Origin of the sequence: Paraburkholderia sp. GAS42, assembly GCF_050436565.1 — a bacterium.
Lineage (GTDB): Bacteria > Pseudomonadota > Gammaproteobacteria > Burkholderiales > Burkholderiaceae > Paraburkholderia.
This window is the reverse complement of sequence record NZ_JBNDML010000046.1, coordinates 1-18,598: the sequence shown is the minus strand read 5'-3', so window position 1 is coordinate 18,598 and position 18,598 is coordinate 1. Positions and strand designations below refer to the sequence as shown.

15 protein-coding genes are annotated in these 18,598 nt (G+C 58.8%); 7 read left to right on the top strand and 8 right to left on the bottom strand.

Features of this window, described 5'->3' with window-relative positions; translation table 11 throughout:
• From P3T16_RS34145 to P3T16_RS34135, 3 genes are all read right to left on the bottom strand, one after another.
• A partial coding sequence (locus P3T16_RS34145; RefSeq protein ID WP_429345576.1) for an acyl-CoA dehydrogenase N-terminal domain-containing protein occupies positions 1-293 on the bottom strand: 293 nt, incomplete at its 3' end.
• Positions 294-485: 192 nt separating this feature from the next.
• Positions 486-1,484: an AraC family transcriptional regulator gene (locus P3T16_RS34140; RefSeq protein WP_429345575.1), complete on the bottom strand. Its 999-nt coding sequence runs from the start codon at positions 1,482-1,484 to the stop codon at positions 486-488.
• Between the two features lie 172 nt (positions 1,485-1,656).
• Positions 1,657-2,514 (bottom strand): 3-hydroxybutyryl-CoA dehydrogenase, encoded by an 858-nt coding sequence (locus P3T16_RS34135; RefSeq protein WP_429345574.1) that lies wholly within the window; start codon positions 2,512-2,514, stop codon positions 1,657-1,659.
• A 475-nt stretch (positions 2,515-2,989) separates the two neighbouring features.
• On the opposite strand from P3T16_RS34135, the gene P3T16_RS34130 reads away from it, so the two are divergent.
• Together P3T16_RS34130 and P3T16_RS34125 are read left to right on the top strand one after the other, a co-directional pair.
• The gene (locus P3T16_RS34130; RefSeq protein WP_429345573.1) at positions 2,990-3,751 is read left to right on the top strand and encodes a hypothetical protein; all 762 of its coding nucleotides are present in this window, start codon (positions 2,990-2,992) and stop codon (positions 3,749-3,751) included.
• 142 nt (positions 3,752-3,893) lie between these two features.
• On the top strand, positions 3,894-4,643 hold the full coding sequence (locus tag P3T16_RS34125) for an SAM hydrolase/SAM-dependent halogenase family protein (RefSeq protein WP_429345572.1): 750 nt from the start codon (positions 3,894-3,896) through the stop codon (positions 4,641-4,643).
• Positions 4,644-4,709: 66 nt separating this feature from the next.
• Here the strand turns inward: P3T16_RS34125 and P3T16_RS34120 are convergent, their stop codons facing one another.
• Positions 4,710-5,309, bottom strand: coding sequence for an intradiol ring-cleavage dioxygenase (locus tag P3T16_RS34120; RefSeq protein WP_429345571.1), 600 nt, complete (start codon positions 5,307-5,309; stop codon positions 4,710-4,712).
• Between the two features lie 459 nt (positions 5,310-5,768).
• Between P3T16_RS34120 and P3T16_RS34115 the strand changes: the two genes are divergently transcribed.
• The gene (locus P3T16_RS34115; protein WP_429345570.1) at positions 5,769-7,124 is read left to right on the top strand and encodes an MFS transporter; all 1,356 of its coding nucleotides are present in this window, start codon (positions 5,769-5,771) and stop codon (positions 7,122-7,124) included.
• A 483-nt stretch (positions 7,125-7,607) separates the two neighbouring features.
• Here the strand turns inward: P3T16_RS34115 and P3T16_RS34110 are convergent, their stop codons facing one another.
• A complete protein-coding gene (locus P3T16_RS34110) occupies positions 7,608-8,183 on the bottom strand; it encodes a hypothetical protein (protein ID WP_429345569.1) in 576 nt (191 codons plus the stop codon).
• Positions 8,184-9,598: 1,415 nt separating this feature from the next.
• Here P3T16_RS34110 and P3T16_RS34105 point away from each other — a divergent pair.
• Positions 9,599-11,557, top strand: coding sequence for an ATP-binding response regulator (locus P3T16_RS34105; protein WP_429345568.1), 1,959 nt, complete (start codon positions 9,599-9,601; stop codon positions 11,555-11,557).
• Positions 11,558-11,628: 71 nt separating this feature from the next.
• Complete coding sequence (locus P3T16_RS34100) at positions 11,629-13,581, top strand: ATP-binding response regulator (protein ID WP_429345567.1); 1,953 nt, start codon at positions 11,629-11,631, stop codon at positions 13,579-13,581.
• A gap of 43 nt (positions 13,582-13,624) precedes the next feature.
• Here the strand turns inward: P3T16_RS34100 and P3T16_RS34095 are convergent, their stop codons facing one another.
• Together P3T16_RS34095 and P3T16_RS34090 are read right to left on the bottom strand one after the other, a co-directional pair.
• Positions 13,625-14,326: a LuxR C-terminal-related transcriptional regulator gene (locus P3T16_RS34095; protein WP_429345566.1), complete on the bottom strand. Its 702-nt coding sequence runs from the start codon at positions 14,324-14,326 to the stop codon at positions 13,625-13,627.
• Positions 14,327-15,349: 1,023 nt separating this feature from the next.
• A complete protein-coding gene (locus tag P3T16_RS34090) occupies positions 15,350-15,955 on the bottom strand; it encodes a TetR/AcrR family transcriptional regulator (RefSeq protein WP_429345565.1) in 606 nt (201 codons plus the stop codon).
• A gap of 140 nt (positions 15,956-16,095) precedes the next feature.
• Between P3T16_RS34090 and P3T16_RS34085 the strand changes: the two genes are divergently transcribed.
• Together P3T16_RS34085 and P3T16_RS34080 are read left to right on the top strand one after the other, a co-directional pair.
• Complete coding sequence (locus tag P3T16_RS34085; RefSeq protein WP_429345564.1) at positions 16,096-17,007, top strand: NAD-dependent epimerase/dehydratase family protein; 912 nt, start codon at positions 16,096-16,098, stop codon at positions 17,005-17,007.
• A complete protein-coding gene (locus tag P3T16_RS34080; RefSeq protein WP_429260405.1) occupies positions 17,004-17,354 on the top strand; it encodes a DoxX family protein in 351 nt (116 codons plus the stop codon). Before P3T16_RS34085 ends, P3T16_RS34080 begins: the two co-directional genes overlap by 4 nt.
• Before the next feature lie 455 nt (positions 17,355-17,809).
• Here the strand turns inward: P3T16_RS34080 and istB are convergent.
• The coding region (istB, locus tag P3T16_RS34075) for an IS21-like element helper ATPase IstB (RefSeq protein WP_429345563.1) at positions 17,810-18,598 on the bottom strand (789 nt) is incomplete at its 5' end.

Sequence of the window (18,598 nt, the reverse complement as noted above, 5' to 3'; positions counted from 1 at the left end):
ATCAGCTTCGGCAAGCCCTGGCCTTCGTAGTCGAGCGGATGCTGCACGCCCTGCCAGCCGCCTTCGCTGAACTGGCGGAAGGCGTCCCTGAAGCCGGGCGTCGCGGTGACATTGCCGTCCTTCCAGGCGCTCGGGTTGCGATCGCCTTCGACGTTCAGCGGCGCGAGCACTTCGCCGCACAGCTTCGCCGATTCTTCGAGGATGGCCTGTGCCGTGTCGAAATTCGCGTCTTCGAAACCGGGCAACGCGGTGATGTCGTCGAGACCGGCCAGTTCCTTCATCACGAACAGCATGTCTTTGATAGGCGCGGCGTAACGGGTCACGAGTTTTCTTCCTGTGGAGTTTTGATAAGCGCAGGGCGTTGTGGCAATGCGATTCGATGCGCCATCGTAACGGTCGCGGCGCGCATGCCCGATACCCAAATCCGCCTTTTTGTTGACGGAAGCTGCCGCGCTACGCGCCACAATCTGGAAGTGGCGCCGCCCTCAAGTCATCGTGCGGTACGTTTTGGGCGTGCTGCCGGTCCACTGCCGGAATGCCCGGTGAAATGCGGTCGTGTTGCCGAACCCGATGTCGTAGGCGATCGACGCGATGGCATCAGCCGATCCTGTCAGCCGTTGAATGGCAATATCACGCCGTACTTCGTCCTTGATCGCCTGGAATGTCGTGCCTTCCGCGACGAGCCGCCGGCACAGCGTGCGCACGGAGTAATGCAGATGTCGCGCGACAGCTTCAATGGCTGGGATCGTCGGCAGGCAGGCTGCGATGTACTGGCGGGTGCGGTTGGAAACCATCTGCTCCGCGAGCGAGACAAAAATCCAGTCTTCAGGCGCGCGCGCGAGGAATTTTTTCAGATCCGGTTTGCGCTGCCGGATGGCCATATCCAGGTACGTCGCATCGAATGTCATGAGTGTTCGCGCGCAACCGAACTGGACCGGCCCCGGGAACAGGTACAGATAGTCGCTCGCACGGGGCGGACGGCGGCAATCGAATTCCACACCGGATAGCGGAATTTTCTCTCCGATCAACCACGATGCAACCCCGTGCGCGAGCTTCAGCATCAGTTCACGGCCGAGGATGCCAAAGCCTGGGCCGTCTGGATCCGGCACAAGTTCAACGCAGCACAGCGCACCTTCGCGCCGCGATTCAAGCCTGAAGTCATCGACAATCAGATGAAAGAACTGACCGAACCGATGCATCGCAATCTCCAGGCGCGGCGCATCAAGCAGACTTAAACAGAGATATTTCAGCGTCCCATTGCGTAGCGGCCGGCTGAAGATGCCAGGCATTTCGTCGTCGAGCTCTATCGCCAGCAGGCGATAGAGCGTCGAAAACTGCTCCCGCGTGACACGGGCGCCAGGCTCATGGAGCAATTCCTGCGGGATACCCGATTGCCCGGCCGTTCGTGCGACCGCCGCCGGGTCAGCGCCCGCAAGGAAGCCGTTGACCAGCGCGATGGGGACGGTGCAGGAGAATTGATTCAATTGAGTAAGGTCAGGTCAAAACTCAATTTTATCTCCGGGCCGCCCTGGTTCTTCTTTATGGCCCGCTTCCACTACATTTTTTCAGAGTGCCCGTCCCCACGGGTCGACTTTCACGAAATTCTCCTGAACGATTTATACCGGTTGCTCGCCAGACGGCGACGCACACATGCGTCTAAGCCTTGTCGTAGCGATAAACGCCCTGTCCCGTCTTGCGTCCCAGCCGCCCTGCCGCCACCAGTTCGCGCAGCAGCGGACACGCGCGATATTTCGAATCTCCAAAGTCTTTCAGGAAGACGTCCATCACCGAGAGGCAGACGTCCAACCCGATCAGATCCGCGAGCGCCAGCGGACCGATTGGATGGTTGGCCCCAAGACGCATGCCCGTGTCGATCTCCTCCGCGGTCGCGACACCCTCGGCCAGCACGAAGAACGCTTCGTTAATCATGGGCACCAGAATGCGGTTCACCACGAAGCCCGGGGAATTCCTGACATTGACCGGCGACTTGCCCAGTCGCGCGGTCAGTTCGCAGACGGCTGCCACGGTATCGTCGCTGGTCTGCAGGCCGCGAATGACCTCCACCAGCGGCAGCAACGGGACCGGATTGAAAAAGTGCATGCCGATGAAGCGCTCCGGCCTGCCGATCGTCGCGGCGAGTGTCGTGATCGAGATCGACGATGTGTTCGACGCGATGATCGCATCGTCGCGCACCACTGCCTCGATCTGTCGAAGGATCCGGATCTTCAGGTCGGCGTTTTCCGTGGCCGCCTCGATGACGATATCGGCAGCAGCCAGCCGCTGATAATCGGTCGAAGTCTGGATGCGCGTGAGCGCTGCGTCGCGTGACGGCGCATCGACCTTGCCCTTCTCGACAAGTCGCGCAAGACTTGATGTCAGTGTGGCGACGCCTTTAGCGAGTGCCGCATCCGTGACGTCGACCAGCACCACCTTCAGTCCTGCGAGCGCCGCGACCTGGCCGATTCCGTTGCCCATCGTACCGGCACCGACGATGCCAACTGTTTCGATTTTCACTGCCACTCCTTTCTGTGGATGCTCACGACACGCCTGTTGACGTCGCTCGAATCGAGAATCGTAGCGCCCGACCTCGCTGACCGGGGTATCCAGACGCGCCGTTTCGCTGACAAAATCTGCCGTTATTCGAGGGAGTGGCGCTGGCATGTATACGGTGTACGAACGTCCTCCCGGCCTGTGCAAGCATGCAGCCAGGCGTGGACGCACGCTCAATATTCTCGAACGGCCTCTATCGGGCTGCATTCCGATTCGGGCGGGGACGGCCAGGAAGTGCCGTTCGAGGTGACGATCTAGATTTCCCTATTGCGGACGCCCAGAGTCCGCCCGGCAACGAGACATGATTTCGGCGCGGAGGCGATATCCCCGGTCGGGCACTGCGGTGCAGGTGCAGGTGTACCATCCCAGCACTCAAACATGGTCTTCGCCAGTCCCGTTCTAGCGGGGGTGACTTCCAGTCAAACCGCAGAGGTCAATCATGAGCTCATTGGTAATCGCCTTGATCGTGTTTGTGTGCGTCTTCGGCAGCGGGATGATCGGCCTGGCTCTCCGCACTCTCCTTCCCGATCATCACTTGAGCGAGGATTCGACGGTTATCGTGAAGTTGGGAGCCGGCCTGATGGCGACGCTCGCGGCTCTCGTCCTGGGTCTCCTGATCGCCTCGGCAAAGGTTTCTTTCGACCGGCTCAACGACGAGTTCACGCAGACGGCGGCTACGGTCATCGTGATCGATCGTTCCCTGGCCGACTATGGCCCGGAGACGAAGGAAGCCCGCGAGCTCCTGCGCCATACCTACGCCTCAGCCGTGGAACTGTTTGCATCCGGGGCACGTGCCGGGAAGGCTAACGTGGACGCTCCGCAGCGCCTGGTGCGAATGGTGCAGTTTCAACAAAAGCTTCGGGAACTGGCACCACGAAACGACATGCAGCGCGTGCTTCAATCGGAGGCGCTGGCCAGCAGCCACGACCTGGCCCAAACGCGCTGGATACTGTTCCACCCAGGGCAGGGCGCAATCCCAACGCCATTCATGGCGGTGCTGGTGCTCTGGCTTAGTATGCTCTTCGCCGGTTTCGGCCTGGTCAGCGCCAACAACCGAACCGCCATTGCGACGCTTTTCCTCTGTGCGCTATCGGTCTCCGGCGCTATTTTCCTGATCGAGGACCTCGCCCACCCGCTCGAAGGGTTTATGCAGATTTCGCTCGAGCCCGCGCGGATCGCGCTCTCCCATCTCGGCGAATAGGCCCGCGCTCCCCAGCCACCGTGTCGCCTTTCGACGCGATTCCGCGCTCGGACTCTGGGCAAGGTTCAGCGCCGCGTGCGGATCGAGCGCGAACTGCTCCGGTGGTCGATAAGACGGGGCAAGGTTCGAAGGAGGCTATACGATGATCGCGCTGTTTACTGACTTCGGTGCCGATGACGTCTATGTCGGACAGTTGAAGGTTGCCTTGCTGCGGCACGCGCCAGCCGGCACCACCCTCATCGATGTGCTGCACACTGCCCCGAATTACGACCCGCTGGCAGGGGCACATCTGCTCGCCGCGCTTCGACGCTGGTACCTGCCGGATACAGTCTTTCTGGCCGTCGTCGACCCCGGCGTGGGCGGCGAGCGCGACGCGGTGGTGCTGCAAGCCGACGCGCAGTGGTTCGTCGGACCGGACAACGGTTTGCTCTCGGTCGTGGCGGCGCGCGCGACGCGCACCCGGACCTGGCGCATTACATGGCGTCCCGCGATGCTCTCCGCCTCGTTCCATGGTCGCGACCTGTTCGCCCCGATGGCAGCCTGGCTCAGCCGTGGCGACCTGCCTCCCGACAAGCTGACTGAAACCGCAGGTTTGCGTGTGGGGTTGGGTGCGGACGATCTGGCCGAAGTCATTTACGTCGATCACTATGGCAATGCGCTGACCGGGCTGCGGGCAGGCACCGTGCCCAGGAATGCCCGGCTGGCCATTGCGGCCAGAGACGTCACCTATGCCCGGGTCTTTTCCGATGCTCCGGACGGCCAGGCTTTCTGGTATGAGAACTCGATCGGGCTGGTGGAGATTGCGGTGAGTCGCGGCAGCGCCGCGACACAGCTTGGTGTGCGTGTCGGGGATCCGGTCCACGTGACCGACGCCGGCGAGCCGGCGCCGTAGCGCGATCGCTCCACGCGACTCCGGGCACCCACCACGGCAGCGCCGCCGCCGTCAGGAAGACTTGCACTACGTGAGCGCGAGCACGAAATCGAACCGGGCCGCCTTTTGCTCGCCGTGGTCATCGATCGTCATCAGCAGCCGGCGATCGAACAGGAAATCGCGAACGTTGCGCGGCTCCCCGGGAAAGTACAGTTGAGTGGTGAGGATCGGCCCGTTCGGCGGCTGCACCGTCACGTGGAAGTGTCGTGTTCGCCCCGGATATAGACCCGGCACGATGGTTTTGAGGCGGTAGCGTCCCTCGCTGTCGGCGAATTGGTGGCCGCGCAGCCGGAACCCCTCGACGTCATACTCCCCGGCGTCATTGGCGTGCCAGAAATCGAGCAAAGCCCCGGACACCGCCCTGCATCGTGTCGACAGCACCCGCCCGGTCAGGACGATCTTCGTTCCATTGATCCCCGGCTCGAGCAGCGATGCGCGTTGCGGCGAGTGTGGCAGGAAGAACGGACCTGCCGTCTGCTGCCGGGTCGGTTCTTGTTCGTCGGTGCAGGCGGGTGTAGCTGAAACTTCGTCGGCCCGGCCATAGTTTGCTTTTCCGAGGGCCAACAGCAGCAACGTGGACGGCACCGCACCCGACCTGCGAAGAAAATCGCGCCGTCCCTGGCTCACGCTTCGTGTCCCCATCGTGGAGGCTCCTTGCTTCCCGCTAGATCGTCACGCTGCGCGGTGCGCGCTATGGAGCCGACAAGCGGCCGTGCGGGCGCCGTCACGGCTAACGGAGCCTGCACCTGTGCCGACTATGGTAAGCCTGAACTTCAGGTCGGGTGAGCCTTCAGAGGCGCAGCCTGCGAATGACCGGTCGTCGTCATAGGGGCGGGACTCGCCGGGTGCACCGCTGCGCGGTTATCTGTTTTAACCCATTCTTACAGCGTGGTGTGTTGCTTGCAAAAGCTCGATCAGTGGTCTAATTTTTTGACGTTCTCAATAAGAAGCACACATTGAGCGCAGGCGCAGGAAGTACCGCGCACGAGGGACGCCGTACTTGACCACCTGGCTCACAGCCGCGGTCAGAATTTTCCGCCGCCGGGCGACATCGGGCCCGTCGCGCGACCTTGATGGACTACCGACATGACCCTACCCAATAAAGCCCAGGACGTGTCGGCCAAACCGCCCGTTTCTCGCCTGTCGACGCTCGATCACATACAAATCGCGTCGCTGTGGTTTGCGCTCTTTACTCAATGGATGACGGTCGTTCCGGTGCTCGTGCCGGCACAGGTGGCCGAATTGCTCGGACGCAATGCCGCGATAAAGGAAGGCGTAGCCGGCTCCGTCATCGCGGCCGGCGCATTCGTCGCGATGATCGTGGCGCCGCTGGCCGGGGCGTTATCGGATCGCTGCACTGCAAAACACGGGCGTCGGCGACCGTTTCTGGTAGCCGGCGTATTCGGCACCTCGGTCGCGCTGGTATCGCTCGCGTCGTTCAACGGCGCAGGGAGCGTATGGCTATACACACTCGCGTTCCTGCATCTTCAATTCTGGTGGAATTGGGCGGCGGGCCCGTACGCCGGGCTGGTGCCCGATGTCGTGCCGAAACACGACGCTAACCGCGCGAGCGCGTGGCTCAACGTGATGACCGTGCTCGGCACCATCACCGGCAACGTAGTGCTCGTCGCGTTGTATTCTCCGCGTCGACTGTATCCCGCGGTCGCCACGTTCATTGCGATCATGTTGCTCTGCCTTTGGCTGACGATTCGCGGCTCGCCCGAGCCAACGCCTGCCGGATCCCGTGAGCGGTTCGAGCTCTTCGCGTTCATCCGCTCGTTCTATCTCGATCCACGCATCCACCGGAACTTCTACTGGGTGCTGGTAACGCGCCTGCTCGGGAATATGGGAATCTGGTCAATCTTCACTTTCATGTTGTACTACCTGCAGGACGTGATAGGCATTCATCATCCGACCAGCCTCCTGAATGGGCTGCTTGGCGTCGGCGTGGTGTTGGCGATCCCGACCAGCCTGCTGGGTGCACGTCTCGCCGACCACCACGGCGTTGTTCCCGTCGTCCGCCTGACCAGTTGGATCATGGCCGGGGCGGCGATCGGCCTGGTCATCCTGGCGCTGTATCCGAACCTGTTGCTGGTGATCCCCGTCGCGTTGGCTTTCTGCGCCGCCTACGGCACGTATCAGGCCGTCGACTGGGCGCTCGCGCTGAAAGTGTTGCCGGATGATGCGTCGGCCGGCAAGGACATGGGTATCTGGCAAGTGTCGATGGTGCTACCGCAGATCTTCGGCCCTGCGGCGACCGGGTGGATGCTGTCGTGGATCAAGTCGTTTGCCGGGGCTGGGCCCGCCTACGTCACCGCGTTCATCGTCGCCGCGGTGTGGTTCGCGCTGGCGGCCTGGCTCATCTCGCGCGTCAAACTCGTTCACGACACGTATTCACCGGACTCGTCGGGTGAACATACTACGGAGCCCGCCTCGCCCTGATGCGGGCGCCAGCTGGAGCGACCGGTTTCCGTCTCCGGCTTGAACGGCGGCTCCTGGTCGAACCCGGTTCCACGACGAGAAGCTGACGGAGCCTCCGGGTGAACAAATCATCGCCGTAGGCTCGGGTCGTCGAGCAAATGCTATGGCGAAACACGCGAATCAGGCAGAAGTCGGCCAACAGGAGACATTCAACCAGACCTGCACGCGGACGTTCGAACGTCCGCTCCGCCCCAGAACAACTGACGCACGCTTCCGGCCATGTCGATCCACGCGCGCCTTTCTGGGTGACCGTGACGATATAGATGGCGTCGGTGTCCGCCAGCATGGGCACCGGCGCCCTCAGTAGCGCGAAAGATCGGCGAAGTGATCCGATTGTCAGGCAGAAGGCGCTGGCATTGAAGGACCGAAAACCTGCGCCCAGGCTCCGGGCCTCGCGCCACTCGTGGCAAGCGCCTCAGCGAGCTAAGTCGATCCAGGACTCGACTAACGGAAACCGTAGACCAGGATCTTTTTCCCCTCAAAGCTTTCTTGCACACCCTGCTCACACTGCGGTGGACACGTTACGCCGTCCGGGGTCTGGCCTGACACGGTGACCGCCCTATAGACAACCGATTGGACGAGCGTCCCATCGGCAGCGACGACGATGTTCAGATCAGTCTCGACGCCGGCCGGGACGGCTCCGCCAGCGGTATAGACGATTTTCATGGTGCCAGTGCAATCGGAGTTCACCGTGTAGGTGCCGGTTTGGTTCGGATTGAAGGTAGTTTGCCCCCCTTTCGGCAGCCCGCCGATAACCCCAAAGTCGGTGCGTGAGAAACGGCCCATTCCGTCGAACGTCACCAAGGCGACGTCATCGAGGATCGAGGGGGCAGCGTACGGATGCACTTTGCCATCGGCACCTATCAATCCAAGAATCTCTCCGTGACCGATAAACCCAAACGGTCCCTTTAGCGTTGCGTTCGAGCAAAGGCCGTCGTGGCCACCGGCTTGCGCGGCACCACTGAGTAAAAGAAGCGCAACGGCTGTCGCCGACAAAATGCTCAAATGCCTGATCTTCATGGTCGTCTCCTTGCTTCAGAATCAGACGCTTGATATCAAGCGCACAGGGGCTTCCCCCTGGCTGCATTAGGCGCCCAGTTCGATTAGTTGAAGCAGAAAATGGCTGTAGTAAACCCTGGCAGCCGCCGTTTGCGGAACAAGCGATGAAAGGACGCGGGGCCGTGGCACAATACTGCGGCACTGGCCACCGCTTTTTTCAGCAAAGTGTTACTCATCTTCGTCTCTTTTTTGCGAAACCAGGCCGCTAGCTAAATCAAGATGACGCGCCGGGCTGCCGGCAAGCGCTATCGCGATTGCATACCCGCGGCTGCCAGTTAGCGCAAGTTGATTTCGCGGATCGCCACGCACTCCACGAGACCTTCCGACTACCGACTTACATGTTTAATGACCACTGTCGGGCTTGCATTGGGGTAGATGACCACAGGTAGCCGCCCCCCAGCGATCCATACTGCCGCTTGCACTGGTGCTCCCAGAAACCCCGCCATACCCAGAGTTATTGCTAGCATTGGCCGATGCCGATTGCTCATCTTTTTGCCCGGATGCATCCTGCGCTTGCGCTGCGCCCGCAAGCGAGAGAACGCCCAGGAGCACTGCAGACACAAATATTGTCGTCTTCATGGCTTAACTCCTTCAGTATGAAATCAGGTTCAGTTAGGGCGGCCGCTTTGACATAGGCGGAGGACGTAGCAGCCGACATGCGCGGCAATACCGCGCTTAGCGTCCGAGGTGACAGGAGCACCTGAATGACCGCCGGTGGGCTGGTAAGCCCGGTGCGCAATAGAGAACGCACTATTGCTGCCGACGTGAAATTGAAGCAGTTGCCGATGCACGAATGAACCGAATATTCGCGATGCTGTCGGTTCGAGCATGCGTTGGGCGTCGGGTGGGTTCGCTTGAATCTCGGCATCAGGATCAAAACGAGGTCGGCATCGACAATTGAGGTGAAATACATCGCACATGGTGCCTATGTACGCACTGCATGTTCACCGTTCGCTAATAATTCTCCATTCCTAATATGTATGCGAGAAAAGAAATATCCGCATTGTCTTGCGATGAATTACACCATCCTTATTCCGAATTATGCTGCATTGTTCTGCCGTGTAACCTTGTCAGTTGTAGTTAGATCGATTATTTGATGCTCGGTATCAAATGTTCCTTAAGGGGCGAACAAATGTTCGGTGTCGCTTTGCGACTATTCGTCAAAGTGACTTCTTGAGAGCGCGGGGCACACGCTTGGGTAACGGATTCAGGTCGACGCGACATAAGCACAACTGCGGGTTGCTGGTACTGCGCACCGCCGCACACTTACCCTCGATTGTCAGCTTTGACAAGTCTTCCACCCAATCCCCACAGCGGGCACAGACCGCTAGCACAAAGGGGCGTATGCTGAACGTGACCCTCCGAGGAGGCCTCCTATGGCGTCCGGTACTCAAACACGACGTGATCCTGACGTGGGCGAAAAGCCCGGGGCCAGAATATCACCGAGCGCGAGTGAAACAGCTAACATAATCGGGCGCCGCCGATTCGGTGAATTTGTGAATCTTGTTCGGGGACCGGTTGCGGCACTCAGTGCCGAGCAGAATCTCCGCGTCAAACGCGAGTTATTAGAATCACTGTCGCGTCGGGCGGTATATTGGATGGCGTTGGTGTTGGTCGGAAGCTTGTTCGAGCTTAAATCTGGATATTGGATAGTACCCGACTATTGGATCAAGGCGTCGGATATTTATCGTTTGTTCCGTGTGGTCTGGATCTTTGGAATGTGGGGGATGGCCGCTCCCATGGCAATATATTTACTGAAAAAGACCATGGCGCTTCCAAAGCACGCGGGCGTCGACACGGTCGAGCAGATGCACGGGGCATTGGCTGCATTGGTCATACTGACATCGGTGTGGTGGGCGGCCGGTAGCTTTGGGTTAATCCCCCTCCAATTCCAGTTTCATGGTACTGGTTCCGGCAGGATTGGCTTCGTGGAGCTGACGCTGATCAGCTATACATTTACTGTGCTGCTGCTCGCACCTAGTCTTCGTGCAACTTTAGGTTCACTCGTGCTCGGCACTATCCCGTTCGGATTTAGCGTGGGAAGTTATCTGTTCCTTGAACGGCCAGTATGGTTTGCCTGGTATATGGGTCAACTAATTGGCTATTGTCTCATCGCATGGTTTCTTTGTTACAACCAGGAGCGCGCATGTGTAAAAGAGATTATTCTCGAAGAGGCGCGTTCGCAGGCCGAGGCGGCAATGGCGGAGAAGAACCAATTTATCGCTGCGATAAGCCATGATTTGCGCCAGCCGCTCACAACGCTCGGCTTGAAGTTGAACTATATCGAGCGGACCATAGAATCAACCAGGCTGGCCGAAGATGTCTCGATTGCGAAAAGGCAAGTGGATGCGATGGAAGGGATGATTAACGGCACACTGGATATCTGCCGCCTGGAGTCCGGCACCTGGAGTGTAGAAATTCAGGAGGTTATGCTGCCTTCCCTTTTGCAAGGCATAGTTGTGGATATGCAGCCGCTAGCCCGGGCGAAGGGGCTGAAGTTAAGACTCCATAGTCGGCCCTATCTGACCCATACGGATCGACATGCGTTGGACCGCATCGTCCGAAATATGGTGACCAATGCCGTCCGTTACACGCCTTCCGAACAGGGAGGAAAGAAGGGGCATATTCTGGTGAGTTGCCAAAGGCGGGGCAACCTCGTAAAGATAAGCGTCTGGGACAACGGGATCGGTATCCCTGAAGATAGGCAGGCGGATATCTTCAAAAGCTATGTACAGGTCGATAATCCCGAGAGGGATCGTGAAAAGGGATTCGGTCTGGGTCTGTCCATAGTTCAGGGTCTCGCGAACCTTCTTGGTCACCAACTGGAGGTGCATTCGACACCAGGTCGGGGATCACGTTTTTCGGTTACGGTTCCCTTCGCAGGACGCATAGCGCCAGAGTTCCTCGAGGTTCAGACGGTTGAAAGCGCCGACCTGGACCTGACCAATATGGTGGTGGCGATCATCGAGGACAATAGCGACTTGAGAATCGAAATATCGATGCGCCTGATCGAGCATGGATGCTACGTCGTGGCGGGAGAATCATCATCCGACGTGATCGAGCAACTGCGCATCGAAGCTTTGGCAAGTGGTCCGCACTTCATCCTCTCCGACTACCGGCTGAAAAACGAGGACGGCATTGCCGCGATTGCGGCAGTCCGCGCTGCTACCGACGCTTCGATCCCTGCGATCCTGTGGTCGGGGGACACCTCGTCAGCTGTGCTCAAAAAAGTAGCCGCCAGTGGCATGAAGCTTTTGTCGAAACCGGTTTCTGAACAGACCTTATTGACCTTGCTGGCAAAACATAAGCCAAAAACATCGACCGAAGGCAGGTGAAGGTGATGGCGGTGGAACGTAACTAGCACAAAGGGGCGTATGCTGAAAGTGCCCCTCCGAGGAGGCCTTCTATGGCGTCCGGTACTCAAACACGGCGTGATTCTGACGTGGACGAAAAGCCCGGGGCCAGGATATCACTGCGCGCAAGTGAAACAGCTCACAAAGTCGGTCGCCGCCGATTCGGTGAATTTGTGAATCGCGTTCGGGAACCGGTTGCGGCGCTCAGTGCCGAGCAGAATCTCCTTGTCAAACGCCAGTTATTGGAATCACTGTCGCGTCGAGCGGTATATTGGATAGCGTTGGTGTTGTTCGTAAGCCTGTTCGTGTTCGTACTTGGAAATTGGATCAAGACGTCGGATATTTATCGTTTGTTCCGTGTCGTCTGGATATTCGGACTGTGGGGGATGGCCGCTCCCATGGCAATATATTTACTGAAAAAGACCATGACGCTTCCAAAGCAAGTTGGCGTCAACGCGATCGAGCAGATGCACAGGGCATGGGCTGCATTGGTCACACTGACATCGTTCTGGTGGGCGGCCGGTAGCTTTGGGATAGAGCCACCCATTTTCTGGGCCTACCACGGTGATATTCATATTATTTTTCACAGGACTTTCTTCCTAAAGCTGACGCTGATGTGTCATGTATTTACTGTGCTGCTGCTCGCACCTAGTCTTCGTGCAACTTTGGGTTCACTCTTGCTCGGCATTATCCCATTCGGATTTAGCGTGGGAGGAGTTCTGTTCATTAATCGGCCAGCTTTGCTTGAGTCACTTACGGCCCAACTAATTGGCTATTGTCTCATCGCATGGTTTCTTTGTTACGATCAGAAGCACGCATTTGTAAAAGAGATTATTCTCGAAGAGGCGCGATCGCGGGCCGAGGCGGCAAGGGCGGAGAAGAACCAACTTATCGCTGCGATAAGCCATGATTTGCGCCAGCCGCTCACAACGCTCGGCTTGAAGTTGAACTATATCGAGCGGACCATAGAATCAACCAGGCTGGCCGAAGATGTCTCGATTGCGAAAAGGCAAGTGGATGCGATGGAAGGGATGATTAACGGCACACTGGATATCTGCCGCCTGGAGTCCGGCACCTGGAGTGTAGAAATTCAGGAGGTTATGCTGCCTTCCCTTTTGCAAGGCATAGTTGTGGATATGCAGCCGCTAGCCCGGGCGAAGGGGCTGAAGTTAAGACTCCATAGTCGGCCCTATCTGACCCATACGGATCGACATGCGTTGGACCGCATCGTCCGAAATATGGTGACCAATGCCGTCCGTTACACGCCTTCCGAACAGGGAGGAAAGAAGGGGCATATTCTGGTGAGTTGCCAAAGGCGGGGCAACCTCGTAAAGATAAGCGTCTGGGACAACGGGATCGGTATCCCTGAAGATAGGCAGGCGGATATCTTCAAAAGCTATGTACAGGTCGATAATCCCGAGAGGGATCGTGAAAAGGGATTCGGTCTGGGTCTGTCCATAGTTCAGGGTCTCGCGAACCTTCTTGGTCACCAACTGGAGGTGCATTCGACACCAGGTCGGGGATCACGTTTTTCGGTTACGGTTCCCTTCGCAGGACGCATAGCGCCAGAGTTCCTCGAGGTTCAGACGGTTGAAAGCGCCGACCTGGACCTGACCAATATGGTGGTGGCGATCATCGAGGACAATAGCGACTTGAGAATCGAAATATCGATGCGCCTGATCGAGCATGGATGCTACGTCGTGGCGGGAGAATCATCATCCGACGTGATCGAGCAACTGCGCATCGAAGCTTTGGCAAGTGGTCCGCACTTCATCCTCTCCGACTACCGGCTGAAAAACGAGGACGGCATTGCCGCGATTGCGGCAGTCCGCGCTGCTACCGACGCTTCGATCCCTGCGATCCTGTGGTCGGGGGACACCTCGTCAGCTGTGCTCAAAAAAGTAGCCGCCAGTGGCATGAAGCTTTTGTCGAAACCGGTTTCTGAACAGACCTTATTGACCTTGCTGGCAAAACATAAGCCAAAAACTTCCACCGAAGACAGGTGAAAAAGATGGCGATGGGACGTAAAGCGTGGTGTCGCAGAGATCTTCACGGCAGTCCCTTAGCTGGCCCATTTCCCCCGGCCAGCTCGGCATTGACTTTAAGTGCCGCTTCTACGCGGTTTCTGACTCGAAGTTTGTCGTAAATAACACAGGAAACCTGCCTGACATGTCCCTCGGTGACGTTAAGCTCTCTTGCGATCTGTTTTCCTGAGAGGCCACCTGCAATGCAACGCGCCACGTCCCACTCTCGTGTAGAGAGTCCAAGATGATGCTGATTCCGGATAGCTGAAGGCCCTTGCGTCGAGCAGGCAAAGCGCATCAAGACTTCTTCCGGAATCCAAAGTTCACCTCCTAAAATCCTGCTCAGTCCAATGAACATTTTTTTGTGCGCGCCGCCCTTCAAAATGATTCCTCGAGCAGCGTAGTCACGCATGCACATTCGCAAGATTTCAACTTCATCATCGTTTCCAGGAGCGAGTCCCGTGCAGACGACCACGGGAACATTGGATGGATTGCCAGCCTGGAAATGTTTCAGCGTCGTGGCGCCTCGGTTCTCACCGTCCAGATTGAGATCCAGGAATACAAGGTCTGGGGGAGGTACCTTGCTCATTTCTTCAAGCGCGCTGGCAAGCGTAAATACGGGTGTGACTTCGATTGGGACTACGCACAACTCGGATGCGTGTGTTTGGACATATTCGGAAAGAGCAACGCAGAGAATTTCGTGGTCATCGACCCATAGGATTTTCATGGCCGCCTCCCCCTTAATACCTCAGAGAAAACCATCGATTGCGCGCTACGTTTGTGCGCGACACCGCTTGATAGCTAACTTGAACACTGGCATTCTCCGAGCGTCGAAATTCGCGCCTCAAGCGCCGCAGTAGGCGCGTGCCCTTGACTTCGGGTCGACGGGATCGACGCAGTTCTGGCCGTTTGGCGGTGCACTCGCACGCAGGCTGAACACGCGGAATCCAGAGTCGGCAGCATCGCGCGATCGCGCAAACCTTTCAGAGTCGTCATCGCCTGCTTCGCCTCGTTGAGGGTCCGATTCTTGCTTTTCGCGACCGGGCCGGTGGCGCGACATATCGAAGAGCATACATCGCGTTCTGGAAGGGAGGAACATCACAATGTGACGCCGACGCCGGAAGGCAGCGGGTTGCTCGCGCAGTGCAACCTCCAGGTGACCATCCCGGACAGTCGAGGCCCCGCTTCCGCGCACGGGGTTCCACAAACTGTCGCGATCAAGCTAGGTGCGCCGCCTCCGCTGGGCGTCGCGACTCGCATACGACTCGAAATGGTCCTTACTAATTGCGCCGTAAGACGGCGCTGTGGTCGCCTGGGGTCGAACGACTGCAACTGGTTGAGAGTACGCATCCGCTGGAAGTGAACGTGACATTCGCGGTTATAGGGGATCCGCTTGGCAGCAAGGTGAAGACGGATTCAACCGGTCGATGCAATAGTTTCGATGGAATCGTTCAGCCGGGGTTTCGTAGTCCAGCGTTTTCCTCGATTGACGGCACGGAATGACCGCTCCGCATCCGGTTCCCGCCCGTGGAAGTTCGGCGGCTCGACCGTCTCCAACGGGTCGCGTGCCGTCGATCGGCGGCAGGCAGTGACCGGCCACAAGACGGCACTCACAATTTTAGAAACGCGCCTGGATCGTACGGAAACCGGTGCGCGACTGCGTTCGGAATCGGACACGCGGTGTCTTGCTTCCCGCGCTACACGCTGTTGCGTTCCGCATGCAGCGGCTCGACATCTTATGCGGCGCTCCTTAGCGAAGTGCAGCCGCTACCGCCTCGTCAATCTGCAGCGCAAAGCGTGCTTCAACATCGGGCACCGTGTAGCCAAGTGTCAGTTCCAGATGCGCGTCGCCTAGCACCAGCTGAACGAATGTCGCTGCCCGCAATGCAGCAGTCGATTCGTCAAATCGCCTTCGCAGAATTTTTGCGGCGAAGGCACGCACGACCTTTGCACCATTTTCGTAAAACACCTGACCGAGTTCCGGAAAACGCGCGGCCTCAGCAACGATGGCCCGGTAAAGCCCCAGAGTATCCGGCGTAGTAAGGCCTCGTGCCAGCAACCATCCCAACTCGCGCAACTCGACTTCGGGTGCGCCATCGGATTGCTCGCCCTGAGCGCTGGCAAGCAGCGCGCCCACCTGAGCGCACATCGCGCTCACCAGACCAACGAAGAGCGCCTCCTTCGACTTGAAGTGGCGGTAGACCGTCTGTTTGCCGACGCCGGCGGCCGAGGCGACATCGTCCATCGTTGCCAAACCAAAACCCTCGCGTAAGAAAACGGTTTTCGCGCCGTCAAGGATTGCAGACCGCTTGCGGCATTGCAGCGGGCTCAGGCCAGGGAGAGAAGAAGTGTCCATGCGAGATAAATAACAGATCGATGAGTAGTTGACAAGACTGAGCGGTCTCGTTTAGATTTGTCAAAACGAGACCGATGGGTCTCGTTTATATGACTGTTCAACTTCGCAGCCGATCATTGGAGAACGCTTTGAAACTGTTCATGACAGGTGGTACTGGCTTCATCGGGCAAGCGGTCGCGCGCAAGGCAATCAGCCTCGGCCATCAGGTGACGGCGCTGGTGCGCGAGGACAGCTCGGCGGCCGCCAGCGCGCTGGCACGTCTCGGTGTGACACTGCATTCCGGCGACCTGCGCGAGCCACAGTCTTTCGCTGCGACTGCCGGTGCCGCTGATGGCGTGGTGCACACCGCATCGACCAACGATGCTTGCGCCGCTGCTGCTGACGAGGCCGCGGCTGTAGCGATGCTTTCGCATTTGCATCCGGGCGCGGCGTTTGTGTATACCTCGGGCACCTGGGTCTACGGCAATACGGAGGGGGAGCCCGCGACTGAAGCATCGGCGCTGAACCCGACACCACTCATCGCCTGGCGGCCCGCAGTGGAGCAACAGGTGCTGGCGCTAGCAGCACGCCGCTCGATTGCTGCAGTGATCCTCAGGCCGGCGATGGTGCACGGCTACGGCGGCGGCGTCTTCGGCATGCTTGCCGGCATGGTCCGTCAGACCGGCAGTGTGAGGATCGTCGGCGATGGTCGCAACCACTGGCCTGCCGTTCACGTCGATGATCTCGCCACGGCCTACCTGAGCGCGGTGGAGCGGGCGGCAAGTGGGGACGCTCGAGTCGCGGGACAGATCTTCAACGTGATCGCGGAAGATGCCGTTGCCGTTGCCGAAATGGGTGAAGCGATTCGGGCCTCGGTCGGCGCCGATCGCGTCGAACCCTGGCCGCTCGACGATGCTCGCAAATCGCTTGGACCGTTCGCTGACGCACTGGCGCTCGATCAGACAGTAAGCGGCCAGCATGCCCGACGAGTTCTTGCGTGGAAGCCCCATGGCCCCGGCCTGATTGCGGACCTCTCTGTACAAAAGCACTTTCAGCAAAGCAACGGAGCATGACCATGGCGTGGAACAGTGCATCTTTCGAGTCGATTCTCGCGATGATCGTAGCGGTTCTGTTCGCGGTTGCTGGGACGGTCAATCTCGCAGGACGCGGCGCGGTGAAGCGCGACTTCGCACGCTGGGGTTACCCGGCATGGTTTCATTTGCTCTGCGGCGCTCTTGAGCTGTTGTGCGCGGCACTTCTTTTTGGACAACAAACCAGAGTTTTGGGCCTGACGCTGGCCGGTGCGATCCTGGTCGCCGTGCTCTTCACGTTGCTACGAAACCGGGAGCCGTTCGGGCATCTCGCCCCGGCGCTGATCTTCTCGGCTCTCGTTGTGGTTACTGTGGCGCTCCGCGGTTGAGGCCTGCTCGCCACCAGGCGAGTGAGCCCGGGACGCTAACAGGCCGCGCGGGCAATCCGTGCTGCATGTACTTGAAATACGCACATGGATAGCGGCATTGGAGCAACTCCAATTTGATCACGTGCGTCACGTGTCTGCTTTTTGTAGCGATGGCTGGGCGCTCCGGGTCGCCCGCCGCAGATCGCCGCTTTACGTGGGCGGCCCAGGAAGCGACGTTCGCTTCTTCCGCACTGGCATTCACCGCGCAATGCCGAACCACGCCAGCTTCAGATTTGGGAGCAGAAGCCATTAGACGTCATTCCGAAAAGCGAAATTAATCCTTGCGAACAATGCGCTTAATTATCGGCGACCTCTTTCCTAAACTCGGCATTACCTGCGTTTGCTGGACAGCGTCAAGCAGGAAGTCCGGTTTACCGACAAACATCTTGGCCGGTCGGTCGAGATGTTTTTCGCTGTTAGTTGGGCATGGTTGTCGCTCCGTTCGGGTTGTCAGCGGGTAATTGACGGCGTCGCTCCTTCTGTTTGTCGCTGGCTTTGCGGCGCCGATAGCTTTCAACGTTCAGCTCGAAGATCGTCGAGTGATGCACAAGGCGGTCGATGGCCGCCACTGTCATGCCGGGGTCCGGGAAGACGTCGTTCCAGCCGGAGAACGGCTGATTGGCCGTTATCAGAAGACTTTTGCGCTCATACCTCTCGGCGATGAGCTCGAACAGCACGCTGGTTTCGGCCTGGTCTTTCCTCACATACGAAAGATCATCGAGGATGATCAGGTCGAACCGGTCAAGCTTCGCGAGCGCCGAAGGCAACTGCAGACTCTGGCGCGCGACCTGGAGCTTCTGCACGATTTCGCCGGTGCGCGTGAACAATACTCGATAGCCGGCGTCGATTAACGCATGGCCGATGGCGGACCCCAAGTGACTTTTTCCGCCGCCGGGTGGACCGAACAGGAGGATTGTGGCGCCTTTCTCAAGCCACGAATCGCCGGTGGCCAGCGCCATCACATGCGCCTTTGAGACCATGGGCACCACGCCGAAGTCGAAGGTGGCAAGCGTCTTGGTCGGATCCAGATGTGACTCGGTGCGATGACGCTCGATTCTTCGTTTGGCCCGCTCGGCGAGTTCATGTTCGAGCAATGCACCGAGTAACCGGGACGCCTGCCAGCTTTCCTTGTCCGAGCGTTCAGCGAAGTCCGGCCACAACCGGCCGATCGTTGGCAGGCGCAGTTCGTTGAGCATAAGTGCGAT

Excerpts from the sequence above, each read along its gene's own strand:
- P3T16_RS34080 (WP_429260405.1), top strand. The coding sequence starts at position 17,004 with ATGACCATGGCGTGGAACAGTGCATCTTTCGAGTCGATTCTCGCGATG.
- P3T16_RS34125 (WP_429345572.1), top strand. The coding sequence starts at position 3,894 with ATGATCGCGCTGTTTACTGACTTCGGTGCCGATGACGTCTATGTCGGA.
- P3T16_RS34115 (WP_429345570.1), top strand. The coding sequence starts at position 5,769 with ATGACCCTACCCAATAAAGCCCAGGACGTGTCGGCCAAACCGCCCGTT.
- P3T16_RS34090 (WP_429345565.1), bottom strand. The coding sequence starts at position 15,955 with ATGGACACTTCTTCTCTCCCTGGCCTGAGCCCGCTGCAATGCCGCAAG.
- P3T16_RS34105 (WP_429345568.1), top strand. The coding sequence starts at position 9,599 with ATGGCGTCCGGTACTCAAACACGACGTGATCCTGACGTGGGCGAAAAG.
- P3T16_RS34110 (WP_429345569.1), bottom strand. The coding sequence starts at position 8,183 with ATGAAGATCAGGCATTTGAGCATTTTGTCGGCGACAGCCGTTGCGCTT.
- P3T16_RS34100 (WP_429345567.1), top strand. The coding sequence starts at position 11,629 with ATGGCGTCCGGTACTCAAACACGGCGTGATTCTGACGTGGACGAAAAG.
- P3T16_RS34085 (WP_429345564.1), top strand. The coding sequence starts at position 16,096 with ATGACAGGTGGTACTGGCTTCATCGGGCAAGCGGTCGCGCGCAAGGCA.
- P3T16_RS34130 (WP_429345573.1), top strand. The coding sequence starts at position 2,990 with ATGAGCTCATTGGTAATCGCCTTGATCGTGTTTGTGTGCGTCTTCGGC.
- P3T16_RS34095 (WP_429345566.1), bottom strand. The coding sequence starts at position 14,326 with ATGAAAATCCTATGGGTCGATGACCACGAAATTCTCTGCGTTGCTCTT.